Source organism: Caulobacter sp. UNC279MFTsu5.1, from assembly GCF_900114015.1.
Taxonomy (GTDB): Bacteria; Pseudomonadota; Alphaproteobacteria; order Caulobacterales; family Caulobacteraceae; genus Caulobacter.
In genome coordinates this window covers 22992-45359 of record NZ_FORN01000048.1, presented here as the reverse complement: position 1 = coordinate 45359, position 22368 = coordinate 22992, and the positions used below count along the sequence as shown (strand labels likewise).

The window sequence follows — 22368 nt, the reverse complement described above, 5'->3', positions numbered from 1 at the left end:
TGGGAAGGGTGCGAAGCGCCCGGGCCTCGCCCGGATGGTTTGCAGTTGTAAGTACCGTTTCGACGAAGTCAGGCGCTTCGCGTGGAGCCGTTATCCGGAAGCCTTCGGATCGCGGATTTTTAACCCGCTCCGATGGAGGCCCCCGACGGGCGGGGTGTTGGCGCGCCCCGGACCGCTTGGGCGATTTCAGCCCAGGCCTGCTGGCTCGATCCGCCTATCCCGGCGCCGGAGTTTCGTCGCGACCAAGGCGAACCTGCTCCGAACCGACCTGGGACGTCTCCGCGGAGACATGACGGACAAGCCTTCCCGCTCGTCCACCCCCGAAGGCCGCATCGGTCGCCGTACGTGCGCCCTCCCCGTGCCTTCAGGTGCAAGCAGTATGCGGCCGGTCTGAGAGGGTGAGGACAGATCGGGGTCGAGAAAGTTCAAGCCTCTGAAATTGCTGAACTCTGTTGGCTATCCGCCGAGGATGGACGCCCAACCGGGGACGCGCACTCATGGACCGCCCTGCAAATCGGCTGACGCGCGGGCGTGAGCGCGCGTCCTCGGCTTCACCCCTCCAGCGTCGTCTTCATCGCCGCGCAGCCCAGGTCCATGAAGCCCGCCACCCGCTCGGCGGCGTCGTGCGGCAGGATGTCGGCGGTCCAGACGATGCGGCCGCCCTGCCCTTGCGCCAGCACCTGCATCGCGCCGTTGTGGTGGGTCAGCAGCGCGCTGCCGACCACCGACCAGACCAGGCGGCGGGTCCCGTCGTCGACGGTGACGATCAGCTCGCGGGCGACCAGGCCATTGGCGAAGGTGACGGTCCGCGCCCCCTCCTCCACCTGGCAATCGGTCAGGACCCCGGGGCAAAGCCGCTGGTGGACGTGGCCCCAGTCGCGCACGGCGTCCCAGACCGGACCCGGCGCCAGGGCGACATCGACGGACTTGGTGATCGTGGCCATGGGAAATCTCCTCTCGCGGTTTCCCCGATCCTGGCAAGTTCGCGCCGGCCTGGCTGGCGGGATCCGGACCCGGTCATCGCAGCCGCGACCGCGCCGTGGGCGCCAGGCGCAGGCGCTGGATCACCCCGCGCTTCGACGCCAGGCCGAAGCCGTCGCCCAGGCCCGCCCGCTCGGCGCGGACCAGGTGCTCGGCGTGGGCCTCGGCGTCGGCGAAGCGGCCGATCCATACCAGCACAGGCTCGCCCTCGCGCACCGGCAGCCGGGGAAAGCTGTTCTCGGCGGCCTCGGTGACCATCCAGCCCAGGACCGCGGCGCCGGCCGCCTCGAGGGCGGGCCGGACCTCGCCTTCGAACCGGGCGGCGAGGTCGGCGGGCGGCGGACCGTCCAGGGCCTGGATCGCCAGGCCGATCAGGGAGGCCGGCCCCAGGTCCGCGCCGTCGGGCCGGCGCGGCGGCAGGTCGAGGCGCGCGGCGGCGACCGGCGGCTTCAGCAGCAGGACGTCGTCATTGTCGTCCAGCGTGGCGTTGGCGGCCTGGCGATGGGCCTGCCAGACCGGCCCGCCATAGAACCCCTCCAGCGCCGCCTTGCGCGCGGGCATGCTCTCGAAGCCGCGCATCCAGACGAAGTGGCCGGGCGCGTCCAGGTCGCGGAACTGGCCCAGCAGGCTCATGCCATGGGCCTCCTGGCTCTCGACGAACTCGCGCTCGAAAAGGGCGATCAGGTCGTCGCGGCGGCCCGGTTTCATCCGGTACTGGCGCAGCTCGATCACGGTCTGGGCGGTCATGGCGGTCCCCTTCGCTGTGGCGGCGAGGATCTAAGGTCAGCCTGCTGACATCCGCTGTCAGCTACCGCCAGACCAGCCCTGGGATCACGCCGCCTTGGCCAGCGTCACCAGCTGGGCCAGGATCTTCTCGGCCGCGTCCAGCCGCTGGGCCGGGGTGTCCCACTCGCCCTTGACCACCACCTTCTGGTCGGGGCGCACCTTCCAGACGACGTTGTTCTTGGCCACGAACTGCATCAGGGCCAGGGGGTTGGCGTAGACGTCGTTGCGGAAGCTGGCCACCGCGCCCTTGGGGCCGACGTCGATCTTGGCGACATTGGCCTCGCGGCACAGGCCCTTGATGGCCACCACCTTGAGCAGGCTGTCGGTCTCGGGCGGCAGCGGGCCGAAGCGGTCGATCAGCTCGGCGGCCAGGGCCTCGCGGTCGGCGGCTTTCTCAGCCTCGGACAGGCGGCGGTAGAGGGACAAGCGCACGTTCAGGTCAGGCACGTAGTCGTCGGGGATCATCACGGCCGCGCCGGTGTTGATCTGCGGCGACCAGCCCCGGTCCTCCAGCAGGGCCTCGGCCCCCTGGCGTTCGCGCAGCTCGGCGACGGCGTCCTCTAGCATCTGCTGGTAGAGCTCCACGCCGATCTCCTTGATGTGGCCGCTCTGCTCGTCGCCCAGCAGGTTGCCGCCGCCGCGCTGGTCCAGGTCGTGGCTGGCCAGCTGGAAGCCGGCGCCGAGACTGTCCAGCGACTGCAGCACCTTCAGGCGCTTCTCGGCCGACAGGGTGATCTGCTTCTCGGCCGGCGTGGTCAGATAGGCGTAGGCCCGGGCCTTGGACCGGCCCACCCGGCCGCGGATCTGGTAAAGCTGGGCCAGGCCGAACATGTCGGCGCGGTGGACGACCAGGGTGTTGGCCGAGGGGATGTCCAGCCCGCTTTCCACGATCGTGGTCGCAAGAAGCACGTCGTACTGGCCCTCGTAGAAGGCGGTCATCACGTCTTCCAGCTGGGTCGGGGCCATCTGCCCATGCCCGACCACGTACTTGACCTCGGGCACCTGGGTGCGGAGGAACTTCTCGATGTCCTCCAGGTCCTTGATGCGCGGCACCACGTAATAGGCCTGGCCGCCGCGATACTTCTCGCGCAGCAGGGCCTCGCGCAGGGACACCGGATCGAACGGGCTGATGTAGGTGCGCACCGCCAGGCGGTCGACCGGCGGGGTGGCGATGATCGACATCTCCCGGATGCCGCTGAGCGCCATCTGCAGGGTGCGCGGGATCGGCGTGGCGGTCAGGGTCAGCATGTGCACGTCGGCGCGAAGCTCCTTCAGCTTCTCCTTGTGCTTGACCCCGAAGTGCTGCTCCTCGTCGACGATGACCAGGCCCAGGTCCTTGAACGACACCTGCTTGGACAGGATGGCGTGGGTGCCGACCACGATCTCGAACTGGCCGTTGGCCAGGCCCTCGCGGGTCTCGGCCGCCTCCTTGCCGGTGACCAGGCGCGACAGGCGGGTGACCTTGACCGGCCAGCCCTGGAAGCGGTCCTTGAAGGTCTTGTAGTGCTGGCGGGCCAGCAGCGTGGTCGGGCAGACCACGGCCACCTGCTTGCCGCTCATCGCCACCACGAAGGCGGCGCGCAGGGCCACCTCGGTCTTGCCGAAGCCGACGTCGCCGCAGATCAGCCGGTCCATCGGCTTGCCCGAGGAGAGGTCCTCCAGCACGTCGGCGATGGCCGACAGCTGGTCGTCGGTCTCCTCGTAGGGGAAGCGGGCGCAGAACTCGTCGAACACCCCGTGCGGCGGGTCGGTCTCCTCCACCGACTTCAGCTGGCGGGCGGCGGCGATCTGGATCAGGCCCTCGGCCATGACCCGCAGCCGCTCCTTCGCCTTGGCCTTGCGCCCCTGCCAGGCCGCGCCGCCCAGCTTGTCCAGCTGGACGTTCTCGCCGTCGGTCCCGTAGCGGGTCAACAGGTCGATGTTCTCGACCGGCAGGTACAGCTTGGCCTCGCCGCCGTACAGCAGGTCCAGGCAGTCGTGCGGCGCGCCCTGGACGTCCAGGGTCTTGAGGCCCTCGTAGCGGCCGATGCCGTGGTCGATATGGACGACCAGGTCGCCCGGCGTCAGGGCGCTGGCCTCGGCCAGGAAGTTGGCGGCGCGGCGCTTCTTGCGCGGCCGGGCCAGGCGGTCGCCCAGGATGTCGGTCTCGGAAATGACCGCCAGGTTCTCGGTCTCGAAACCGTGGTCCAGCGGCAGGACCACCCGCTGCGGGGTCTTGGGATCGTTGGCCTTGGCCGCCTGCCAGTAGGCGGCGTAGGGGATCTTCTTCAGGCCGTGGTCGGCCAGCATGGTCCCCAGGCGCTCGGACGAGCCCTCCGACCACGAGGCGAACAGCACGCGTTTCCCCTGCTCGGCCAGCGTCCGGGCGTGGTCGGCGGTGGCTTCGAACAGGTTGACGCTGTCCTGGGCTCGCTCGGCGGCGAAGGCGCGGCCCAGCTTGGCGCCCAGGTCGACCACGTCCAGCCCCTGCGGCTGGAACGGCGTGAACTTGCGGTTGGGACGGTCCTCGACCGCCTGGTCCCATTCCCGGGCGGTCAGGTACAGGGCGTCGGGCGCCAGCGGGCGGTAGGCCGACTTGCGGTCGGCCGAGGCGCGGGCGTCGTAGGCGTCGGCGATCATCGCCAGGCGCTCGTCGCGGCTTTCCGTGACCTGGTGATCGACGCCCAGCAGGGCGCCGTCCGGCAAATAGTCGAACAGGGTCGCCATCCGCTCGTAGAACAGCGGCAGCCAATGCTCCAGGCCGGCGCGGCGGCCGCCCTCGCTGACCGTGGCGTACAGCGGATCATCGCCGGGCGCCCCGAACTGGCGGATGTAGCCCGCGCGGAACCGCGAGACGCCGTCCTTGTCGAGCAGGGCTTCGCTGACCGGCAGCAGCTGGATCTCGCGCAGCTGCCGGGTCGAGCGCTGGGTCTCGGGATCGAAGGCGCGGATGCTCTCCAGGGTGTCGCCGAACAGGTCCAGGCGCACCGGCTCCTCGGCGGCCGGCGGGAAGACGTCGATGACGCCGCCGCGGATGGCGAACTCGCCCCGCTCGGACACCGTCGACGCGCGGCTGTAGCCGTTGATCGCGAAATAACGCTCCAGGTCCGCCACATCGACGCTGTTGCCGACCTTGGCTGAATAGCTGGCGCGCAGCAGGACCGACTTCTCCGGCACGCGCTGCAGCAGGGCCGGCGCGGCGGTGACCAGCATGGCCGGCTTGTCCTGGCCCAGGCCCTCGGCCAGGCGGTGCAGGGTGGCCATGCGGACGGCCGCCACTCCGGCCGACGGGCCGATGCGGTCGTAGGGCAGGCAGTCCCAGGACGGGAACAGCACCGCCTCGATCTCGGGCGCGAAGAACTTCAGGGCGTCGATGAAGGCGCTGGCCCGGGCGGTGTCGCGGGCGACGAAGGCGGTCAGGCCGCCGCGCGCGCGGGCGATGTCGGCCATGACCAGGGCGTCGAAGCCCTCCGGCGCGCCGGCCAGGGTCAGGCCTCCCGAGGCCTTGGCGATCTGTTTGGCGTCGTAGGCCATGGAAACTCTTCAAGGACAGGTCAGCGACAACGCCGCCGGTGTTGATGCTGTTGCTCAGGACAAGGTCCTGGGTCTCGATCGTTTTCTAGTTCCGCTCATCCCGGCGAACGCCGGGACCCAGATGGAATGACGGTGTGGCTGACGCCAAAAGCGCTGAGCCTGTCCAATCAGCCACCCAGCTTTGGGATCTGGGTCCCGGCGTTCGCCGGGATGAGCGGATTTTATGTGGCGTATCTCAGGCCCCATCCCCCACCGGCCGCGACGCATGAGCTTCGTAGCGGAAGGTCTTGATCAGGTTCAGGACATCGGTGTCGAACCGGGCCGGAGTCGGCTCCTGGCCGACGATCCAGGCGTAGATCTCGCGATCGGACTCCTCCATCAGCGTTTCGAAGGTATCGAGCTGTTCGGGAGTCAGGTTCGGGCCATGGGTGTCCGCGAACGGCCCCAGAATGAGGTCCGCTTCTCGAAATCCGCGATGCCAGGCCCGGAACTTCAGCCGCCGGAGGCGGGAGTCGTGATCGATGGTCATGTGACCGGGGATATAGAGCGCCCGGCCCCGGCGCGCTACCCGTGGATGATCGACCGGCCGTCCCGTCGAACCGGCGTCCTTCACGCCGATCGGGCTCGGGCGCGATGCGCGCCCGAGCCGACAGGGTTTCGCTCGTAAGCGGCCTTCAGCGCCAGGCGCCCGCCGCCTCGGCGGCATAGTCGGCGAACGGCCGCGCCGGACGCCCGGCCAGGCGTTGGACGGTGTCGGCGACGGCCGCGGCCGCGCCGTCGCGGATCGCCTCCTGGTCGCGCAGCAACATGGCGGCGTAGTCGGACGGAACGCCGGCCCCTTCCAGCATCGCCAGGAACTGGGGCGAGGTGGTCGGGCGGACGGCCACCGGACGGCCGGCTTCCTCGGTAATGACCCCTGCGATCTCGGCGAAGCTGATCGGCGACGGACCGGTCACGTCATGGACCTGCCCGGCGTGGCGCGCGCCGTCCGTCAGCACCGCCGCGGCGACCGCCGCGATGTCGATGGCGTCCACCATCGCCGCCTTGCCGTCGCCGGCCGGATTGGGGATCGCGCCGCCGCGCACGGCCGGCAGCAGGAACCCCTCGGAGAAGTTCTGCATGAAGCTCGACGGACGCAGGATCGTCCATCCCAGGCCGCTGTCGGCGACCAGGGCCTCCAGTTTGCGGCGCCCGCTTCCAGGCGGCTCGGAGGGAAAGCCAGCACCCATCGAGGAGACCAACACCACCCCGCGCACGCCTGCGCGGCGGGCGGCGGCGAGGAACGGCGCCACGAGGGGCGCGGGATCCTCGACCATCGCCGGAGGGACGAGATAGATGGCGTCGACGCCCTCCACCGCCGCCGCATGGGTCGACGGGTCCTGCCAATCGAAAACGAGGTGGTCCGCGGACGGGCGCCGGCTGGCGGCGCGGACATCGACGTTCTTTTCCTTCAAGGCCGCCGCCAGCCGCCGCCCTGTTTTGCCGGTCGCCCCCGTGACCAGGATAGTGTCGCTCATGATCGATCCCATATCTGTTGCATGACGCCGATATCGACCGCCCGCCCCGTCCCCTCAACGCACCGCGAGGTAACCGCATGACCGACCTGGCCATCGTTGCGGGGCCTCGTGACCCGCGGTTCGGCGTGCCCGATGCGGCCCGGGATTGTCCGCTGGAGCAGGCGATCCACACCGTCAGCGGGCGATGGAAGATGCTGCTGCTGCGCGCCCTCTTCCTGGGGGGCGAGCAGCGCTTCAACGCCCTGCTGCGCGCGGCGCCCGGGATCAGCGCCAAGGAACTGACCCGCAACCTGCGCGAACTGGAGCAATCCGGCCTGGTCGTCCGCGCTTTCGACAAGGGCGGAGCGACCTATGGGCTGTCGCCGCTGGGCGAGACCATGCTGCCGGTGTTTCGCGAGCTCGGCGCGTTCGGCGCGCGGCTGCGGGCGCGCCAGGATGAGGCGCGACGGGTTTCGCGAGCGATCGAGGCCTGAGCCACGCCGCGCATTGACCCCGGCGGGCCAGCCCTATAGGCGCGGGCCATGGCGTCGCTGATGATCCAGGGCTGCGGTTCCGACGTGGGCAAGTCGACCCTGGTGGCGGGCCTGTGCCGGCTGTTCGCCAATCGGGGACTGATCGTGCGGCCGTTCAAGCCGCAGAACATGTCCAACAACGCCGCGGTCACCGCCGACGGCGGCGAGATCGGCCGGGCCCAGGCCCTGCAGGCCATTGCCTGCCGCACGCCGCCGACGGTCCACATGAACCCGGTGCTGCTCAAGCCCCAGAGCGACGTCGGGGCCCAGGTGGTGGTGCGGGGCAAGGTGGTCGGGGCCTACAAGGCCCGGGCGTTCCAGGGTCTCAAGCCCGACCTGCTGGCGACCACGGTCGAGAGCTATCGCCTGCTGGCCGCCGAGGCCGACCTAGTGCTGGTCGAGGGGGCCGGCAGTCCGGCCGAGACCAATCTGCGGGCCGGCGACATCGCCAATATGGGTTTCGCCCACGCCGCCGACGTGCCCGTCGCCCTGGTCGGCGACATCGACCGCGGCCACGTGATCGCCGCCCTGGCCGGGGCGCACCTGGTGCTGGACTTAGGTGATCGCGACCGCATCAAGGGCTTCATCATCAACAAGTTCCGCGGCGATCCTTCGCTGTTCGACGACGGTCGCCGCGAGATCGTCGCCCGCACCGGCTGGCCGGACCTGGGCATGGCGCCGTGGCTGGCCCCGGCCCGCGCCCTGCCCGCCGAGGACGCCGTGGTGCTGGAGCGTCCGACCCGCGCCGACGGCGACAGGCGAGTGCGGATTGTCGCGCCGATGCTGTCGCGGATCGCCAATTTCGACGAGTTCGACCCGCTGCGGGCCGATCCGGACATCGACTTCGCCTTCCTGCCGCCCGGGACGCCCGTACCCGGCGACGCCGACCTGGTGATCCTGCCTGGGACCAAGGCCACCTTGGCGGATCTCGCCTTCCTGCGCGCCCAGGGCTGGGACATCGACATCCTGGCCCATGTGCGGCGCGGCGGCCGGGTGCTGGGCGTCTGCGGCGGCTACCAGATGCTGGGGCGCGTGGTGTCGGACCCGGAAGGGATCGAGGGCGCGCCGGGTTCGGCGCCGGGCCTGGGCCTGCTGGACGTCGAGACCGTGCTGCTGGGCGACAAGGTGCTGCGGGCCGTGTCGGGGCGGCTGCTGGACGGCGACGCGGCCTTCGCCGGCTACGAGATGCACATCGGCCGCACGACCGGACCCGGCGCGGCGCGGCCGATGCTGGCGCTGGACGGCGGGCCAGTCGACGGCGCGGTCTCGGCCGACGGCCGGGTGGCCGGGGCCTATGTCCACGGTCTGTTCGAGCGCGGCGAGGCGCGCGCGGCCCTGCTGGCCCCGCTGGGCCTGGCGATCACGCCGCGCGACCACGCGGCGACGGTCGACGCGGCGCTGGACGAGATCGCCGCCATGCTGGAGCGCTCGCTGGACATCGGAGCGATCGCGCGGATCGCCGGCCTATGAGCGGGACGGTTCGCCTGCGTTCCTGGCGCGCCGAGGATCGCGCGCTTGGCGAGGCGCTGTTCGACAGCAATACGCCCCGCTACTTCGCCGTGGTCGAGAAGGCCGATTTCCTGGCCTTCGTGGACGACCTGCCCGGCCCCTACTTCGTGCTGGAGACGCTGGACGGCGAGGCGCTGGGCTGCGGCGGCTACGCCCGCAAGCTCGACGCCCCGTCCGTCGCCGCCCTCTGCTGGGGCATGGTCCGCGGCGACCTGCACGGCCGCCGGCTGGGCGAACGCCTGCTGGCCGAGCGCCTGGACCGGATCGCCGCCGATCCGGTGTTCCAGACCGTGGAGATCAAGACCACCCAGCACAGCCGGGGGTTCTTCGCGCGCTACGGCTTCGTCGAGACCGCCCATACGCCGGACGGCTTCGCGCCGGGCATGGACCTGGTGGTGATGACGTCGCCGCTGGACGCTTGGCGCGCCCGCCGGGAACGCGGTTGAGATCGGGTTTCGCTGGCGCCGGGCGTTGAGCCGGTCAAGATGCGCCAGACGATTCCATCGCAAGGCCCAGCCGCATGACGACCGCCCGCCCCCGGCCGCTCTCCGCCATCCGCGACTTCCTGCGCAGCGAATCCGCCGGCGGGTTGCTGCTGATGGGCTCGGCCGCCCTGGCGCTGGTCGTCGCCAATTCGCCGCTGGCGGACGGCTACTTCCATATCCTGCACATCTACGTCGCCGGCCTCAGCATCGCCCATTGGGTCAATGACGGCCTGATGGCGGTGTTCTTCCTGCTGGTCGGGCTGGAGATCAAGCGCGAGACGGTCGACGGCGAGCTGTCCAGCTGGTCGCGGCGCGTGCTGCCCGGCGTGGCGGCCCTGGGCGGGATGATCGTCCCGGCCCTGATCTATGTGGCGGTCAATCTGCAGGCCCCGGCCAACCTGCGCGGCTGGGCCATTCCGGCGGCCACCGACATCGCCTTCGCCCTGGGCGTGCTGTCGCTGCTGGGGTCGCGCGTGCCCGGCTCGCTGAAGATCTTCCTGGCCGCCCTGGCGATCATCGACGACCTGGGCGCGATCCTGATCATCGCCGTCTTCTACACCGATCACCTGACCCTCTGGGCGCTGGGCGGCGCGGCCGTGACCCTGGCCGTCCTGGTGGCGATGAATCGCCTGAAGGTGATGAAGATCTGGCCCTATCTGCTTGTCGGTGCTGGACTTTGGTTCTTCTTCCTGAAGTCCGGCGTGCACGCCACCCTGGCGGGGGTGATCCTGGCCATGACCATTCCGATCACCAAGTCGCCCGCGCGCCCCGACGACGAGCATTCGCCGCTGCACAGGCTGGAGCACGGGCTTAATCCCTGGGTGGCCTATCTGGTCGTTCCGGTGTTCGGCTTCGCCAACGCCGGCGTCGCCCTGGGCCGGGTGGGCCTGGCCCAGCTGGTCGCGCCCGCCACCCTGGGCGCGACCCTGGGCCTGTTCCTGGGCAAGCCGATCGGCGTGGGGCTGTTCTGCCTGGCGGCGATCAAGCTGGGCTGGGCCCAGCGGCCCGGCGGCGCGTCGTGGACCCAACTGTTCGGCGTTTCGGCCCTGTGCGGCATCGGCTTCACCATGAGCCTGTTCATCAACAACCTGGCCTTCGACGCGCCCCTCCTGCAGGACGAGACCAAGATCGGCGTGCTGGCCGGCTCGCTGCTATCGGCGCTGCTGGGCTGGCTGGCCTTCAGCCTGGCGTCGCGCCAGCGGGATCCCCACATTCCAAGCCAAGCCTGATCCGGGAGCCCATCATGCGCGCCGCTCTTGTCTCCACCGTCTCCGCCCTCCTCCTGCTGGGTGCGGCCCAGTCCGCCCTCGCCGCCCCGGCCGTTTCGGAGGTCAAGGTCTCCATCGGCCCGAAACTGGCCGAGAAGGCCGACGACCTGGGCCAGCGGGACCTCGACATCCTGTCCAGCGAGCTGCAGCGCGCGGTCGAACGCCGGCTGCCGCCCAGGCCGGGCGGCGGGACTCTCGAACTGGTGATCGAGGAGGCCAAGCCCAACCACCCGACGCCGCAGCAGCTGGGCAATACGCCGGGCCTGTCCTATCAAAGCTTCGGGGTGGGCGGGGCGCGGATCAGCGGCCGCTATGTCGATCCGACCGGCAAGAGCACGCCGATCGCCTACGCCTGGTGGGAAACCGACATCCGCTGGGCCCGCTACGGCTCGACCTGGCATGACGCGGAGGACGCCTTCGACCGCCTCGCCGATCGTCTGGTCAAGGACCAGTTCAGCGACAAGCGCTGAAACCCGCGTTTCCGACGGCCCTTGCCAGCCGCCGCGACACGGCGTCTGATCACCGTTCATGAAGGCGGGGACAACCCGCGCTCGGCGAGGAACGCATGACCGGACGGCGCTCATCCTGGACCCTGGCGGCCTTCGCCGCGCCCTGCCTGCCCCTGGCGGCGCTGGGCCTGCCGCTGGTGGTCTATCTGCCGGAATACTATGTCAGCGACCTGGGCCTTTCCCTGTCGGTGGTGGGCGCGGCCTTCCTGCTGGTGCGGCTGGCCGACATCGTCCTGGACCCGATCCTGGGCGGGGTCATGGACCGCACCCGCACCCGGCTCGGCCGGTTCAGGCCCTGGCTGGCGGCCGCCGCCCCGGTGCTGATGATCGCCGCCTACGCCCTGTTCATGGCCCGCCCCGGGGTCAGTCCCGTCTATCTTTGGGCCGCGCTCGTCGTCTGCTACGCCGGCTATTCCATGGCTGTGCTGTCGCACACGGCCTGGGGCGCGGTGCTGTCGCCGGACTACCAGCAGCGCTCGCGGATCTACGGCTGGTGGCAGGCGGGCAACGTGGTCGGCATGATCCTGGTGCTGCTGCTGCCGCCGCTCCTGTCGATCGTCTTCAAGGGCGACCACGCCGCCGGCATCCACGCCATGGGCTGGTTCATCATCGTCCTGCTGCCGCTGACCTTCCTGCTGGCCATCGGCGTGGTCGGCGAGACCAATGTGCCCCCGGTCAGACACGAGGCGGGCCTCAAGCAGTATCTGGGCCTGATCCAGCGGCCCTCGGTGCAGAAGCTCCTGATCGCCGACCTGTTGATGGGCCTGGCGCCGGGCGTCGCCGGGGCGCTGTTCTTCTTCTTCTTCGAGCGCATCAAGGGCTTCGACAAGGCCTCGGCCGGCGTCCTGCTGCTGGTCTATTTCGTCGCCGCCCTGCTGGGGTCGCCGGTCTGGCCGGCCCTGGCCCGGAAGGTCGGCAAGCACAAGGCCCTGGCCATCGCCTCGGTGGTCTATGCGGCCGTCCAGATCGCCTCGGTCTTCACCCCCGGCAACCAGGGCGGATTCGGCTTCAACGCGCCGACCGTCGTCGGCATGGGCATACTGGTCCTGGCCGGCCTGCCCTATTCGGCCGCCCCGCTGCTGGTGCGCTCGATGATGGCCGACATCGGCGACGAGGAGCGGCTGGCCAGCGGCGTCGACCGCACCGGTCTGCTGTACGCCGTCGTCAACGGCACGGTGAAGCTGGGCTACGCCCTGGCGATCGGCGTCTTCCTGCTGCTGTCCTGGCTGGGGTTCGATCCCAAGGTCCCCAGCGTCCAGGGCGACACCGCCCTGATCGCCATGTACGCCGTGGCCCCGGCGGTGCTGGGCCTGCTGGTGTGCGCGGTCATCCTGCGCTATCCGCTGGACGCGACCGCCCATGCCGAGATCCGCCGTCAGCTCGACGAACGGGACGCGGCCGAGCCCCTCCCCAGCCCGACCCCGGAACCGCATGTCGCCCCCCTCGCCGCTCCAAACCCCGCCGCTGAATGATCCTCGCGAGAAGGATCAGCATCCGCTCTTCACCCTGATCGACATCATGGCCAGGTTGCGCGATCCCGACGGCGGCTGCCCGTGGGACCTGGAGCAGACCTTCGCCACCGTCGCGCCCTACACCGTCGAGGAGGCCTACGAGGTCGCCGACGCCATCGAGCGGGGCGATCTCGCGGACCTGAAGGAGGAACTGGGCGACCTGCTGCTGCAGGTGGTGTTCCATTCGCGCATGGCGGAGGAACGCGGCGTGTTCGACCTGGCCGGCGTGGCCTCGGCGATCAACGACAAGATGGTCCGCCGCCACCCGCATGTGTTCGGCGACCATTCTTACGAGAACCAGGACGCCCAGACCGCCGGCTGGGAGGCGCTGAAGGCCCAGGAGCGCCAGGCCAAGAAGAAGGGCGGCGTGCTGGACGACGTGCCCGCTGGCCTTCCGGCCATGACCCGCGCCGTCAAGCTGACCAAGCGCGCCGCCCGGGTCGGCTTCGACTGGCCCTCGACCGACGAGGTGCTGGACAAGCTGGCCGAGGAGGTCGCCGAGCTGAAGGTCGAGATCGCCGCCGGCGACAAGGCCAAGGCCCGCGAGGAGCTGGGCGACCTGCTGTTCGTGGTCGCCAACCTGGCCCGCAAGCTGGACGTCGAGCCCGAGGACGCCCTGCGCGCCACCAACGCCAAGTTCGTGCGCCGCTTCGCCTTCATCGAGGCCGAGCTGGCCAAGGACGGCCGCACGCCCGACCAATCGGACCTGGCCGAGATGGACGGCCTGTGGAACGCGGCCAAGGCGGCCGAGAAGACCGCCTAGAGCGCCTCGACCAGCGCCCTCACCCTAGCGGCGTCCTCCGCCGTCGCCGGATTGTAGACGATCATGCCCAGGTCGGGTCGGCCGTCGACCGCGAAGGCCGAATATTCGAACGCCAGCGGCCCGGCCGTCGGATGGCGCAGGCGCTTGAGGCCCTCGCCGTAGTGGCTGACGTCGTTGTCGGCCCACAGGCGCGAGAATTCCGGACTGCGGGCCCGCAGCTCCTCGACCAGGGCCGCGACCGCCGGATCGCCGTCGGCGCCGGCGCGGGCCACGTCGGCGCGGAACGCCGCCGTCACGAAGCGCGCCACGCCGTCCCAGTCGGGGTTGGCGGCGCGCACCGCCGGATCCAGGAAGATCCGCCGCAGGATGTTGCGCTCCTCCAGCGGCAAGGCGGCGTAGTCGGCCAGCACCACCGTGGCCGCGCGATTCCAGGCCACCACGTCCCATGTGGCGGTCTTGATCATGGCGGGGATCGGGTCGAGCGCGTCCAGCACCCGCTGCAGCCGAGGCGTCACGCCCTCCGACCGCCGGTAGCGGACCTCGGGCGGCCGCCCCAGGCCCAGCAGGAACAGGTGTTCGCGCTCGATGTCGGTCAGCAGCAGGGCTCGGGCGATGCGGTCCAGCACGTCGCCGGACGGCGCCCCGCCCCGCCCCTGCTCCAGCCAAGTGTACCACGTGGCGCTGATATTGGCCCGCTGGGCCACCTCCTCGCGGCGCAGGCCGGGCGTGCGGCGACGCGGCCCGCCAAAGCCCAGGGCCGAGGCGTCCAGCCGGCCGCGGCGGTCACGAAGGTAGGCGCCGAGACGCGCCTCGGCGGGCGGCGTGAGGGAGGTAGTCATTATACCGGTATAAGGTCCCAACTTTAACAGGATAACTCTAGACGCTGAAATGGGCCGATCAAAGTCCTGGAGTGTTTCCATGCGTGTTTTCGTCACCGGCGCGACCGGCTTCGTCGGATCGGCCGTCGTTCAGGAATTGGTCGCCCATGGCCATCAGGTGCTGGGATTGGTTCGGTCGCGGAGCGGCGCCCAGGCGCTGGAGGCGGCGGGCGCCCAGGCCGTGCACGGCGACCTGGAGGACCAGGACGGCCTGGCTCGCGCCGCCGCTTCGGCCGACGCGGTGATCCACACCGCCTTCAACCACGACTTCTCGCGCTTCGCCGAGAACTGCGATCTGGATCGCCGGGCCATAGAGGCCCTGGGCGCGGGGCTGGAAGGTTCGAGCAAGTCGTTGCTGGTCACCTCGGGCACGGCGCGGCTGGCGCCCGGCCGGCTGGCGCTGGAGACCGACCTGCCCAAGGAAGGCGTTGACGGCTATCCCCGCGTCTCGGAAGCGACCGCCGCGGGCCTTCTGGACAGGGGCGTCCGCGCCTCGGTCGTGCGGCTGGCGCCGTCCACCCACGGCGCGGGCGATCATGGCTTCGTGCCGCTGCTGATCGACATCGCCCGCCGGACGGGCGTGTCGGCCTATCCGGGCGACGGCCAGAACCGCTGGTCGGGCGTCCATCGCCGCGACGCCGCCAAGGTCTATCGCCTGGCCGTCGAGCGCGGAGCCGGCGGCGAGCGCTACCACGCCGTGGCCGAGGAAGGCGTGCCGTTCAGGGAGATCGCCGCCGCCATCGGCCGTGGGCTCGGCCTGCCGGTCGAAAGCCGGCCGCCCGAACACTTCGGCTGGTTCGCGATGTTCGCCGGCATGGACGCGGCCACCTCCAGCGCCTGGACGCGCCAGGTCCTGGGCTGGGAGCCCGTCGAGGCCGGCCTGATCGCCGATATCGAAGGGGCCGGCTATTTCGACCCGCCGGGCGCGGGCTAGAACGCCGGCCAGTCGTCCAGGCTGTCGATCTCGCGCCACGCCCGGACGCAGGCGTTGACCGGGTCCTTGCCGATGAAGATCGCCGCCTCGGCCCAGCGGCGGCGCAGCAGGCCGACCAGCGGCTTGCCGCCCTGGTTGATCCAGCGGCGCATCTCGTCGGGCACGGCGGTCTTCTCGCCGGCGTTCAGCTTGCGCAGCATCGTCGAGGCGCGCAGCGCCCCGTCGCCGAGATTGTAGGTCCACGAGATCAGGGCCGCGGCCTCGTGGACCAGCAACGGGGTGCGGACGCGGGTGTGCACGTCCTGGGCCGCGCGCTTCATGTCGCGCATCAGCAGCTTGACCGCCTGGGCCTCGGTGATGGCCGGGGTCGACGGAGTCACGGGCTTGCCGGCCGCGTCGCGGATCGTGCCGTAGCCGATGGTCCAGGTGCCGCCCGGCAACGCCCCGTTGTCGTCGTAGGGATGGGCGAAGAAGCCCTCCACCCGCTTGACGACGGTGGTCGCGGCGGTCGGCACCGTCGCGCCGTCCCAGAGATCGTTGGCCATGCTCGCGCTCCGCTTGTGTGGAGCAGAGTTCATCGAAAGCGCGAAGCCAGCAAGCCCGAGGATCGGTGGCGAACTCGAAAAGGCTCCACCGTTCTTCGGTTGTCATCCCGGAAGCGCGGAGCGCTGTCCGGGATCCAGGTGAGGCGCACCGCTTCTGCCCAGTCCCCTGGATCCCGGACAGCCCCGGCGGGGCTTCCGGGATGACAACGGGAGTTGAACGTAGCTTTTAGTCCCCCGTCGCCATCACCCAGACGTCGGGAAACTGCCGCTCGAACCGGCCCAGGGCCTGGGCGTCGAGGCGGGCGATCAGGCGCACGCCGCCCTCGGCCTCGTCCTCGCGGGTCTCGACCCGGCCGTTGCGATAGATCCAGGCCAGGGCCTCGCCGTCCGAGGCCGCCAGGCGCACGGCGACCGGCGGCGTGTCGTCGATCAGGCCGCCGACCCGCTTGAGCAGTTCGGCGCAGCCCTCGCCGGTGACGGCCGAGACCACTGACGCGCCCAGGCGGCGGGCCTGGCCTTCGAGGATCTCGCGGGCCTCGCCCTCGACCAGGTCGATCTTGTTCCAGACCTCGATCATCGTCTTGCCGTCGGTCTCCTCGCCGTCTTCGGAGAGGACCTTCAGCTCGGTCAGCACCTTCTGGACGTCGCGGGCCTGGGAATCGGTGTCGGGATTGGCCACGTCGCGCACGTGCAGCACCACGTCGGCCTCCTGCACCTCCTCCAAGGTGGCGCGGAAGGCCTCGACCAGCTCGTGCGGCAGGTCGGAGATGAAGCCGACGGTGTCGGACAGGATCGCCGGCCGGCCGTCGGGCAGCTTCACCGTGCGCAGGGTCGGGTCCAGCGTCGCGAACAGCATGTCCTGGGCCACGACCGTGGCGTTGGTCAGGCGGTTGAACAGGGTCGACTTGCCGGCGTTGGTGTAGCCCACCAGGGCCACGGTCGGATACGGGACCTTCTTGCGGGCGCTGCGGTGCAGGGTGCGGGTGCGCCGCACCTCCTCCAGCTCGCGCTTGAGCTTGCCGATCGTGCCGGCGATCAGGCGGCGGTCCAGTTCGATCTGGGTTTCGCCGGGACCGCCCGTATTGCCCGTGCCGCCGCGCTGGCGCTCCAAGTGGGTCCAGGTGCGGACCAGGCGCGAGCGCTCGTAGTCCAGCCGCGCCAGCTCGACCTGCAGCTTGCCCTCGCGGGTGCGGGCCCGGCGGGCGAAGATCTCCAGGATCAGCCCCGTGCGGTCGACGACCTTGACGTTCAGGGCCCGTTCCAGGTTGCGCTGCTGGACCGGGGTCAGCTGGTCGTCGAACACCGCGACGTCGATCTTCTCGACCTCGCAGAGGGCGGCGAACTCCTCGATCTTGCCCTTGCCGAACAGGGTGGCGGGCGCGACCACGCGCAGGGGCGCGATCGTGGTCTCGACGACTTCGAGATCGAGGGCCACGGCCAGGCCGACGGCCTCCTCGAGGCGCGCCTTGGGATCACGCGCCTCAAGGGCCGACTGGCCGCGCGTCGGGCGCACGGGATGGATCACGAACGCCCTGAAGATCGGCGCGGCGTGGTCGATGGACTTGGAAGTGGATTTGGTCAAACGCTAGGAATCAATCGTCTTGATCAGCGCTCGGCTCGTACAGCTGCACGGGCTGAGCCGGCATGATCGTCGAAATGGCGTGCTTGTAGACCAGCTGGGACTGGCCGTCGCGGCGGAGCAGGACGCAGAAATTGTCGAACCAGCTGACAACGCCCTGCAGCTTCACGCCGTTCACCAGGAAGATGGTCAGCGGCGTCTTCGACTTGCGCACGCTGTTCAGGAAGGTGTCCTGAAGGTTTTGTTTTTTCTCGGTCGACATGGGGATTCCCCTCTTATTGTTTCGGAGGGCCACACGCCCCCCACACAAACAAGTTCAGACTAAAGCATTTTTCGCCGGTTGGTATGACCAATCGGCAAAGAAACTGCGCCAATCTTCCGAAAGCCGGTCTTCCGACCTAGATCGCGGCGGCCTTGGCGCGCTCGATATAGAGACGCCGGAGCCGTGTCGCCACCGGTCCGGGCTTTCCATCGCCGATTTGCGCGCCGTCGACGCTGACGATCGGCAGGACCAGCGTGCCGGCGCCGGTGATGAAGGCCTCTTTCGCGGCCTTGGCCTCCTCGACCGTGAACGGCTGCTCGGCCACGGGAAGTCCGGCCTGCGCGATCACCTCCAGCAGGGACGAGCGCGTGATGCCGCGCAGGATGTTGGCCTGGGTGTCGCGGGTGCGCAGGCGGCCTTCGGCGTCGACGATCCAGGCGTTGGACGAGGCGCCTTCGGTGACCAGGCCCATCTCGTCGACGAACCAGGCCTCGACCGCGCCGCGCTCGCGGGCGATCTGCTTGGCCAGGGCGTTGGGCAGCAGGCCGATCGACTTGATGTCGCAGCGGCCCCAGCGGGTCTCCGGCACGGTGACCACGGCCTGGCCCTTGGCGGCCTTGGCCTCGGCGGCGGCCCGGTCCACCGACTTGGCGGTGATCACCACGGCGGGCGGCACGGCGGGATTGGGAAAGGCGTGGTCGCGCGGGGCGACGCCGCGGGAGACCTGCAGATAGACCAGGCCCTCGCGCACCCGGTTGCGACGGATGGCCTCGCGCAGCACCACGGTCAGGGCCTTCTCGCCCATCGGATGGGCGATCTTCAGCTCGTCCAGGCTGCGCCACAGGCGGGTGAAGTGGCCTTGCGCATCGGCCAGCTTGCCGCCGAACACCGCCCACACCTCGTACACTCCGTCGGCCAGCTGATAGCCCCGGTCCTCGATATGCACGGCGGCCTCGCCGTGGCGCACGAACCGGCCGTTGACGTAGGCGAAACGCGACATTGTTCAGATCCTCTGCGCGGTCTCTCGCGCTCTCAGTTTGATCCGCTCATCCCGGCGAACGCCGGGACCCAGATGGAATGGCTTTGAGGCTGACGCCAAGAGCGCCGAGCTCCTCCAATCAGCCACACCGCTATCGGATCTGGGTCCCGGCGTTCGCCGGGATGAGCGGATTTTGGGGTTATTCTTCCTCTTCCACCCGGGCGCCCGCGACGCCGAGGGATTTGAGTTTTCGGTGCAGGGCCGAGCGCTCCATGCCGATGAAGTTGGCCGTGCGCGAGATGTTGCCGCCGAACCTCAGGATCTGGGCGTTGAGGTACTCGCGCTCGAACAGCTCGCGGGCCTCGCGCAGCGGTAGGGCGATGATCCGCTCGGCCCCGATCGCCCCGGCGTTGCCGCCGGTCGGCTGGTCGTTGGCGTTGAGCATTTCGGCGGTGATCAGGTCGCCCGGCTCGCCCGAGGCCAGGATCAGCATGCGCTCGACGTTGTTGCGCAGCTGGCGGACATTGCCCGGCCAGGCCTGCACCTGCAGGGTCGCCAGGGCGTCCTCGCCCAGCCGCCGCCGCTGCAGGCCGGTGGCCTCGCACACGCGGTCGACGAAATAGCTGATCAGTTCGGGGATGTCCTCGCGCCGCTCGGACAGCCCCGGCACGCGGACCGGCACCACGTTCAGACGGTGGAACAGGTCCTCCCGGAACCGGCCGGCGGCGATCTCGTCGCGCAGTTCGCGCGAGGTCGACGAGATCACCCGCACGTCGACCTGGACGTCGCTGTCGCCGCCCACCCGGCGGAAGCGCTGCTCGACCAGGACCCGCAGGATGCGGCTCTGGGTCTCGCGCGGCATGTCGGCCACCTCGTCCAGATAGAGGGTGCCGCCGTGGGCCCGTTCGAACACGCCGATCTTGCGCGGGCGACCGCCCTCGCCTTCCTCGCCGAACAGCTCGACGTCCAGGCGCTCGGGGGCCATGCCCGCGGCGCTGACCGCCACGAACTCGTTGCGCGAGCGGCTGCTGGAGCCGTGGATCAGCCGGGCCACCAGCTCCTTGCCCGAGCCGGGCGGACCGGAGACCAGAACCCGGCTGTTGGCCGGGGCGACCTTGGCGATCAGCTGGCGCAGGGCCTGGGCCGCCGCCGACTTGCCCATCAGGCCGTCGGAGCTGAAGCTCTGCACCCTCAGGCGGCGGTTCTCGCGCTTGAGGTTGGCCGCCTCCAGGGCCCGCTCGACCACCAGCAGCAGCCGGTCGGACTTGAACGGCTTTTCCAGGAACTCGTAGGCCCCGCGCTTGATGGCGCTGACCGCGGTCTCGATGTTGCCGTGGCCCGAGATCATGATCACCGGCAGGTCGGGGTCCAACCCCTTGACCATGTCGAGCAGCTCCAGCCCGTCCATGCCGCCGCCCTGCATCCAGATGTCCAGCACCAGCAGGGCGGGCTTACGGGCCCGCAGGGCCGCCAGCGCCTGGTCGGAGTCGGCCGCCACCCGCACCGCATAGCCTTCATCCTCCAGGATGCCGGCCACCAGTTCGCGGATGTCGACCTCGTCGTCGACCACAAGCACGTCTGCGCTCATATCATCTCCTCTACGCCGGTCTGGGCGTTGGCGGCGGCGAGCCGCGCGGTCGTGGGGAACTTCAGGATGACCCGGGCGCCGGTTCCGTTCAGCGCGTCGGTCAGGACCAGTTCGCCTTCATGGTCCTCCATGATCCGCTTGACGATCGCCAGCCCGAGGCCGGTGCCCTTCTCGCGGGTCGTGACATAGGGTTCGGTCAGCCGGTCGCGGTCGCGGGTCGGCAGGCCCACGCCGTTGTCCTCGACCACGATGCACAGGTGCTCGTCGTCCGACACCAGGCTGGCGACGATGCGGCCCGGGGGCTCCGGCGAGACCTGGCGGCGCGCGCCGACCGCCTCGCCGGCGTTCTTGAGGACGTTGGTCAGGGCCTGGCCGACCATCTGCGCGTCGCAGCTGATCCAGACGTCCTCGGCGGGCTCTTCCAGCGCCACCTCGGTCTCGGTGTCGACGAAGCGCTGGGCGAACACCGCCTGGCGCAGCATCTCGGCCAGGTCGGCGGGGGCGAAGCGTGGGGCCGGCATGCGGGCGAAGGCCGAGAATTCGTCGACCATCCGGCCGATGTCGCCGACCTGGCGGATGATGGTCTCGGTGCAGCGGTCGAAGGTGTCCAGGTCGCCGGTGATGTCCTTGCGGTACTTGCGGCGGATCCGTTCGGCCGACAGCTGGATCGGGGTCAGCGGGTTCTTGATCTCGTGGGCGATGCGCCGGGCGACGTCCTTCCAGGCGGCGTTGCGCTGGGCGGCCATCAGGCGGGTGATGTCGTCGAAGGTCAGCACCAGGGTCTCGGCCGCCTGGCCCGCGCCGCGGAAGCGCAGCCGCCGGGTCTCGCCGCCGCGCATCACGTCGATCTCGACCTCGGCGTTGGGACGGCCGCCGCTGATCTCCTGGATCACGGTCTCCAGTTCCGGCGCCACCTCGACCAGGGGCTGGCCCACGGCGCCCTCGTCCAGGGCCAGCAGGTCGCCGGCCCGGCGGTTCAGAGCGGTGATCCGTCCCTCGACGTCCAGACCGATCACGCCGGCGCTGACGCCCGACAGCACGGTCTCGATGAACTGGCGGCGCGATTCGGCGTCGAGGCTGGCCACCCGCAGGGCCGCCTGCTGGGCCTGCAGGTCGGTGGTCATCATGTTGAAGGCGATCGACAGGGCTCGGATCTCCTCGGGCCCGATCTCGACGTCGACCCGGGCGTCCAGGTCGCCCGCCGACACCCGGCCGGCCGCCTGCACCAGGCCCGAGACCGGGGCGGCGATCGAGTTGGCGGCGGCGATGCCCACCCAGACGGCGGCGACCAGCACCAAGAGCGCGGTCTCGATGTAGCTGAGGCCGAAGATCACCTGGATCCGGGCCTGGTTCTTGGCCGCCTCGCGATACGAGATCAGCGATTCCTCGGACTCGATCAGGTGGGCCAGGATGCCCTTGTCGATCGGCCGGGCGACATAGAGATAGGCGTCGGGAAAGGCCTTCAGGCGATAGAGCGCCCGGAACAGGTCTTCGTCGACGAAGCGCTGCGAGGTGATGTCGCCGTCATCCGTCCGGCGGAAGCTCGACGGCGGCGGCGCCAGGAACGGCGGGGCCGTGTCGCTCTCGGCCCGGGCCAGGATCCGGCCGTCCCGGTCCAACACGTAGGCGGCCGAGAAGCCGTTGTCGTCGGCCAGGCTGCGCAGGAAGTGGCCGAAGGCGACCGGCGAATCGGCCAGGGTCGGAGCGGCCTGGTTCAGGGTGCCGGCCATCGGTCCGACGTGCTGGCTGATATAGGTCGTCTGCTCGCTGACATAGGACCGGGCCACGGTCGCCGAGTTCTCCACCACGGTGCGGACGCGCTCGCTGAACCAGGCGTCGACGCCGCGATTGACCAGCACGCCGAAGAACAGGGCCACGATCACGGCGGGCGCCACGGCGGCCACCGAGAACAGGCCCACGAACCGCAGGTGCAGGCGCGCGCCGGCGTCGCTGGCCCGTGCGTCGACCAAGTCCAGCAGTCGCCAGCCGACGATGCCGGCGATGCAGAGAATCAGGGCCAGATTGAAGCCCAGGACGCCGAGGATGATCGTGGTCGCCGGTCCGATCGGGCCGGTGGCCGGCGGCGACGAGGCCAGGAAGACGGCCGTGGCCGTCAGGGCGATGGCCAGGCCGTAGGCCCCGCCGAGCGTGAAGCGCGACCGCAGCAGTTCGCGCCACCAGGCCCGGCTGAACCGGGTCGGCGGTCCTTCGAGCTCCAGCACGGTTGGAACGGACGCCATCGACCAAGT

20 protein-coding genes are annotated in these 22368 nt (G+C 70.2%); 8 read left to right on the top strand and 12 right to left on the bottom strand.

Annotated elements, in window-relative coordinates; all coding sequences use genetic code 11:
• Window positions 1-551: 551 nt before the first annotated feature.
• From BM066_RS21445 to BM066_RS21425, 5 genes are all read right to left on the bottom strand, one after another.
• On the bottom strand, window positions 552-944 hold the full coding sequence (locus BM066_RS21445) for an SRPBCC family protein (RefSeq protein WP_089930231.1): 393 nt from the start codon (window positions 942-944) through the stop codon (window positions 552-554).
• A gap of 73 nt (window positions 945-1017) precedes the next feature.
• Complete coding sequence (locus tag BM066_RS21440; protein ID WP_089930230.1) at window positions 1018-1728, bottom strand: NIPSNAP family protein; 711 nt, start codon at window positions 1726-1728, stop codon at window positions 1018-1020.
• Between the two features lie 84 nt (window positions 1729-1812).
• Window positions 1813-5280 (bottom strand): transcription-repair coupling factor, encoded by a 3468-nt coding sequence (gene mfd / locus BM066_RS21435; protein ID WP_089930229.1) that lies wholly within the window; start codon window positions 5278-5280, stop codon window positions 1813-1815.
• Window positions 5281-5515: 235 nt separating this feature from the next.
• Entirely contained in the window at window positions 5516-5809 is a 294-nt protein-coding gene (locus tag BM066_RS21430; protein ID WP_089930228.1) for an FAD assembly factor SdhE, read from the bottom strand.
• Window positions 5810-5954: 145 nt separating this feature from the next.
• Complete coding sequence (locus BM066_RS21425) at window positions 5955-6797, bottom strand: NAD(P)H-binding protein (RefSeq protein WP_177218522.1); 843 nt, start codon at window positions 6795-6797, stop codon at window positions 5955-5957.
• 77 nt (window positions 6798-6874) lie between these two features.
• Here BM066_RS21425 and BM066_RS21420 point away from each other — a divergent pair, with 77 nt between their 5' ends.
• The 7 genes from BM066_RS21420 (at window position 6875) to mazG (ending at window position 13354) form a co-directional block, all read left to right on the top strand.
• Window positions 6875-7270: a winged helix-turn-helix transcriptional regulator gene (locus BM066_RS21420; protein ID WP_089930226.1), complete on the top strand. Its 396-nt coding sequence runs from the start codon at window positions 6875-6877 to the stop codon at window positions 7268-7270.
• A gap of 48 nt (window positions 7271-7318) precedes the next feature.
• Window positions 7319-8779 (top strand): cobyric acid synthase, encoded by a 1461-nt coding sequence (locus BM066_RS21415; protein WP_089930225.1) that lies wholly within the window; start codon window positions 7319-7321, stop codon window positions 8777-8779.
• The gene (locus BM066_RS21410; RefSeq protein ID WP_089930224.1) at window positions 8776-9264 is read left to right on the top strand and encodes a GNAT family N-acetyltransferase; all 489 of its coding nucleotides are present in this window, start codon (window positions 8776-8778) and stop codon (window positions 9262-9264) included. The genes BM066_RS21415 and BM066_RS21410 overlap by 4 nt, the downstream gene beginning before the upstream one ends.
• A 74-nt stretch (window positions 9265-9338) precedes the next feature.
• Window positions 9339-10532: a Na+/H+ antiporter NhaA gene (nhaA, locus tag BM066_RS21405; protein WP_089930223.1), complete on the top strand. Its 1194-nt coding sequence runs from the start codon at window positions 9339-9341 to the stop codon at window positions 10530-10532.
• A gap of 14 nt (window positions 10533-10546) precedes the next feature.
• Window positions 10547-11041, top strand: coding sequence for a DUF3313 domain-containing protein (locus BM066_RS21400; RefSeq protein ID WP_089930222.1), 495 nt, complete (start codon window positions 10547-10549; stop codon window positions 11039-11041).
• A gap of 95 nt (window positions 11042-11136) precedes the next feature.
• A complete protein-coding gene (locus BM066_RS21395) occupies window positions 11137-12552 on the top strand; it encodes an MFS transporter (RefSeq protein WP_089930221.1) in 1416 nt (471 codons plus the stop codon).
• A complete protein-coding gene (gene mazG, locus BM066_RS21390; protein WP_089930220.1) occupies window positions 12512-13354 on the top strand; it encodes a nucleoside triphosphate pyrophosphohydrolase in 843 nt (280 codons plus the stop codon). Before BM066_RS21395 ends, mazG begins: the two co-directional genes overlap by 41 nt.
• Here mazG and BM066_RS21385 read toward each other — a convergent pair.
• Window positions 13351-14193, bottom strand: a complete 843-nt coding sequence (locus BM066_RS21385; protein WP_089930219.1) for a helix-turn-helix transcriptional regulator — start codon at window positions 14191-14193, stop codon at window positions 13351-13353. The two genes, mazG and BM066_RS21385, sit on opposite strands and share 4 nt — an antisense overlap.
• A 79-nt stretch (window positions 14194-14272) precedes the next feature.
• On the opposite strand from BM066_RS21385, the gene BM066_RS21380 reads away from it, so the two are divergent.
• Window positions 14273-15166: an SDR family oxidoreductase gene (locus BM066_RS21380; protein ID WP_089930218.1), complete on the top strand. Its 894-nt coding sequence runs from the start codon at window positions 14273-14275 to the stop codon at window positions 15164-15166.
• Here the strand turns inward: BM066_RS21380 and BM066_RS21375 are convergent.
• The 6 genes from BM066_RS21375 to BM066_RS21350 all read right to left on the bottom strand — a co-directional run bounded on the left by BM066_RS21375 (window position 15163) and on the right by BM066_RS21350 (window position 22359).
• Window positions 15163-15711 (bottom strand): lysozyme, encoded by a 549-nt coding sequence (locus tag BM066_RS21375; protein WP_177218521.1) that lies wholly within the window; start codon window positions 15709-15711, stop codon window positions 15163-15165. The genes BM066_RS21380 and BM066_RS21375 overlap by 4 nt on opposite strands.
• Before the next feature lie 226 nt (window positions 15712-15937).
• On the bottom strand, window positions 15938-17293 hold the full coding sequence (hflX, locus tag BM066_RS21370; RefSeq protein WP_089930216.1) for a GTPase HflX: 1356 nt from the start codon (window positions 17291-17293) through the stop codon (window positions 15938-15940).
• 10 nt (window positions 17294-17303) lie between these two features.
• Complete coding sequence (hfq, locus tag BM066_RS21365; RefSeq protein WP_012286640.1) at window positions 17304-17552, bottom strand: RNA chaperone Hfq; 249 nt, start codon at window positions 17550-17552, stop codon at window positions 17304-17306.
• A gap of 136 nt (window positions 17553-17688) precedes the next feature.
• Window positions 17689-18552: a D-amino-acid transaminase gene (locus BM066_RS21360; protein ID WP_089930215.1), complete on the bottom strand. Its 864-nt coding sequence runs from the start codon at window positions 18550-18552 to the stop codon at window positions 17689-17691.
• A gap of 178 nt (window positions 18553-18730) precedes the next feature.
• Window positions 18731-20119, bottom strand: a complete 1389-nt coding sequence (locus tag BM066_RS21355) for a nitrogen assimilation response regulator NtrX (RefSeq protein WP_089930214.1) — start codon at window positions 20117-20119, stop codon at window positions 18731-18733.
• Window positions 20116-22359, bottom strand: a complete 2244-nt coding sequence (locus tag BM066_RS21350; RefSeq protein WP_089930213.1) for a sensor histidine kinase NtrY-like — start codon at window positions 22357-22359, stop codon at window positions 20116-20118. The genes BM066_RS21355 and BM066_RS21350 overlap by 4 nt, the downstream gene beginning before the upstream one ends.
• Window positions 22360-22368: the final 9 nt, after the last annotated feature.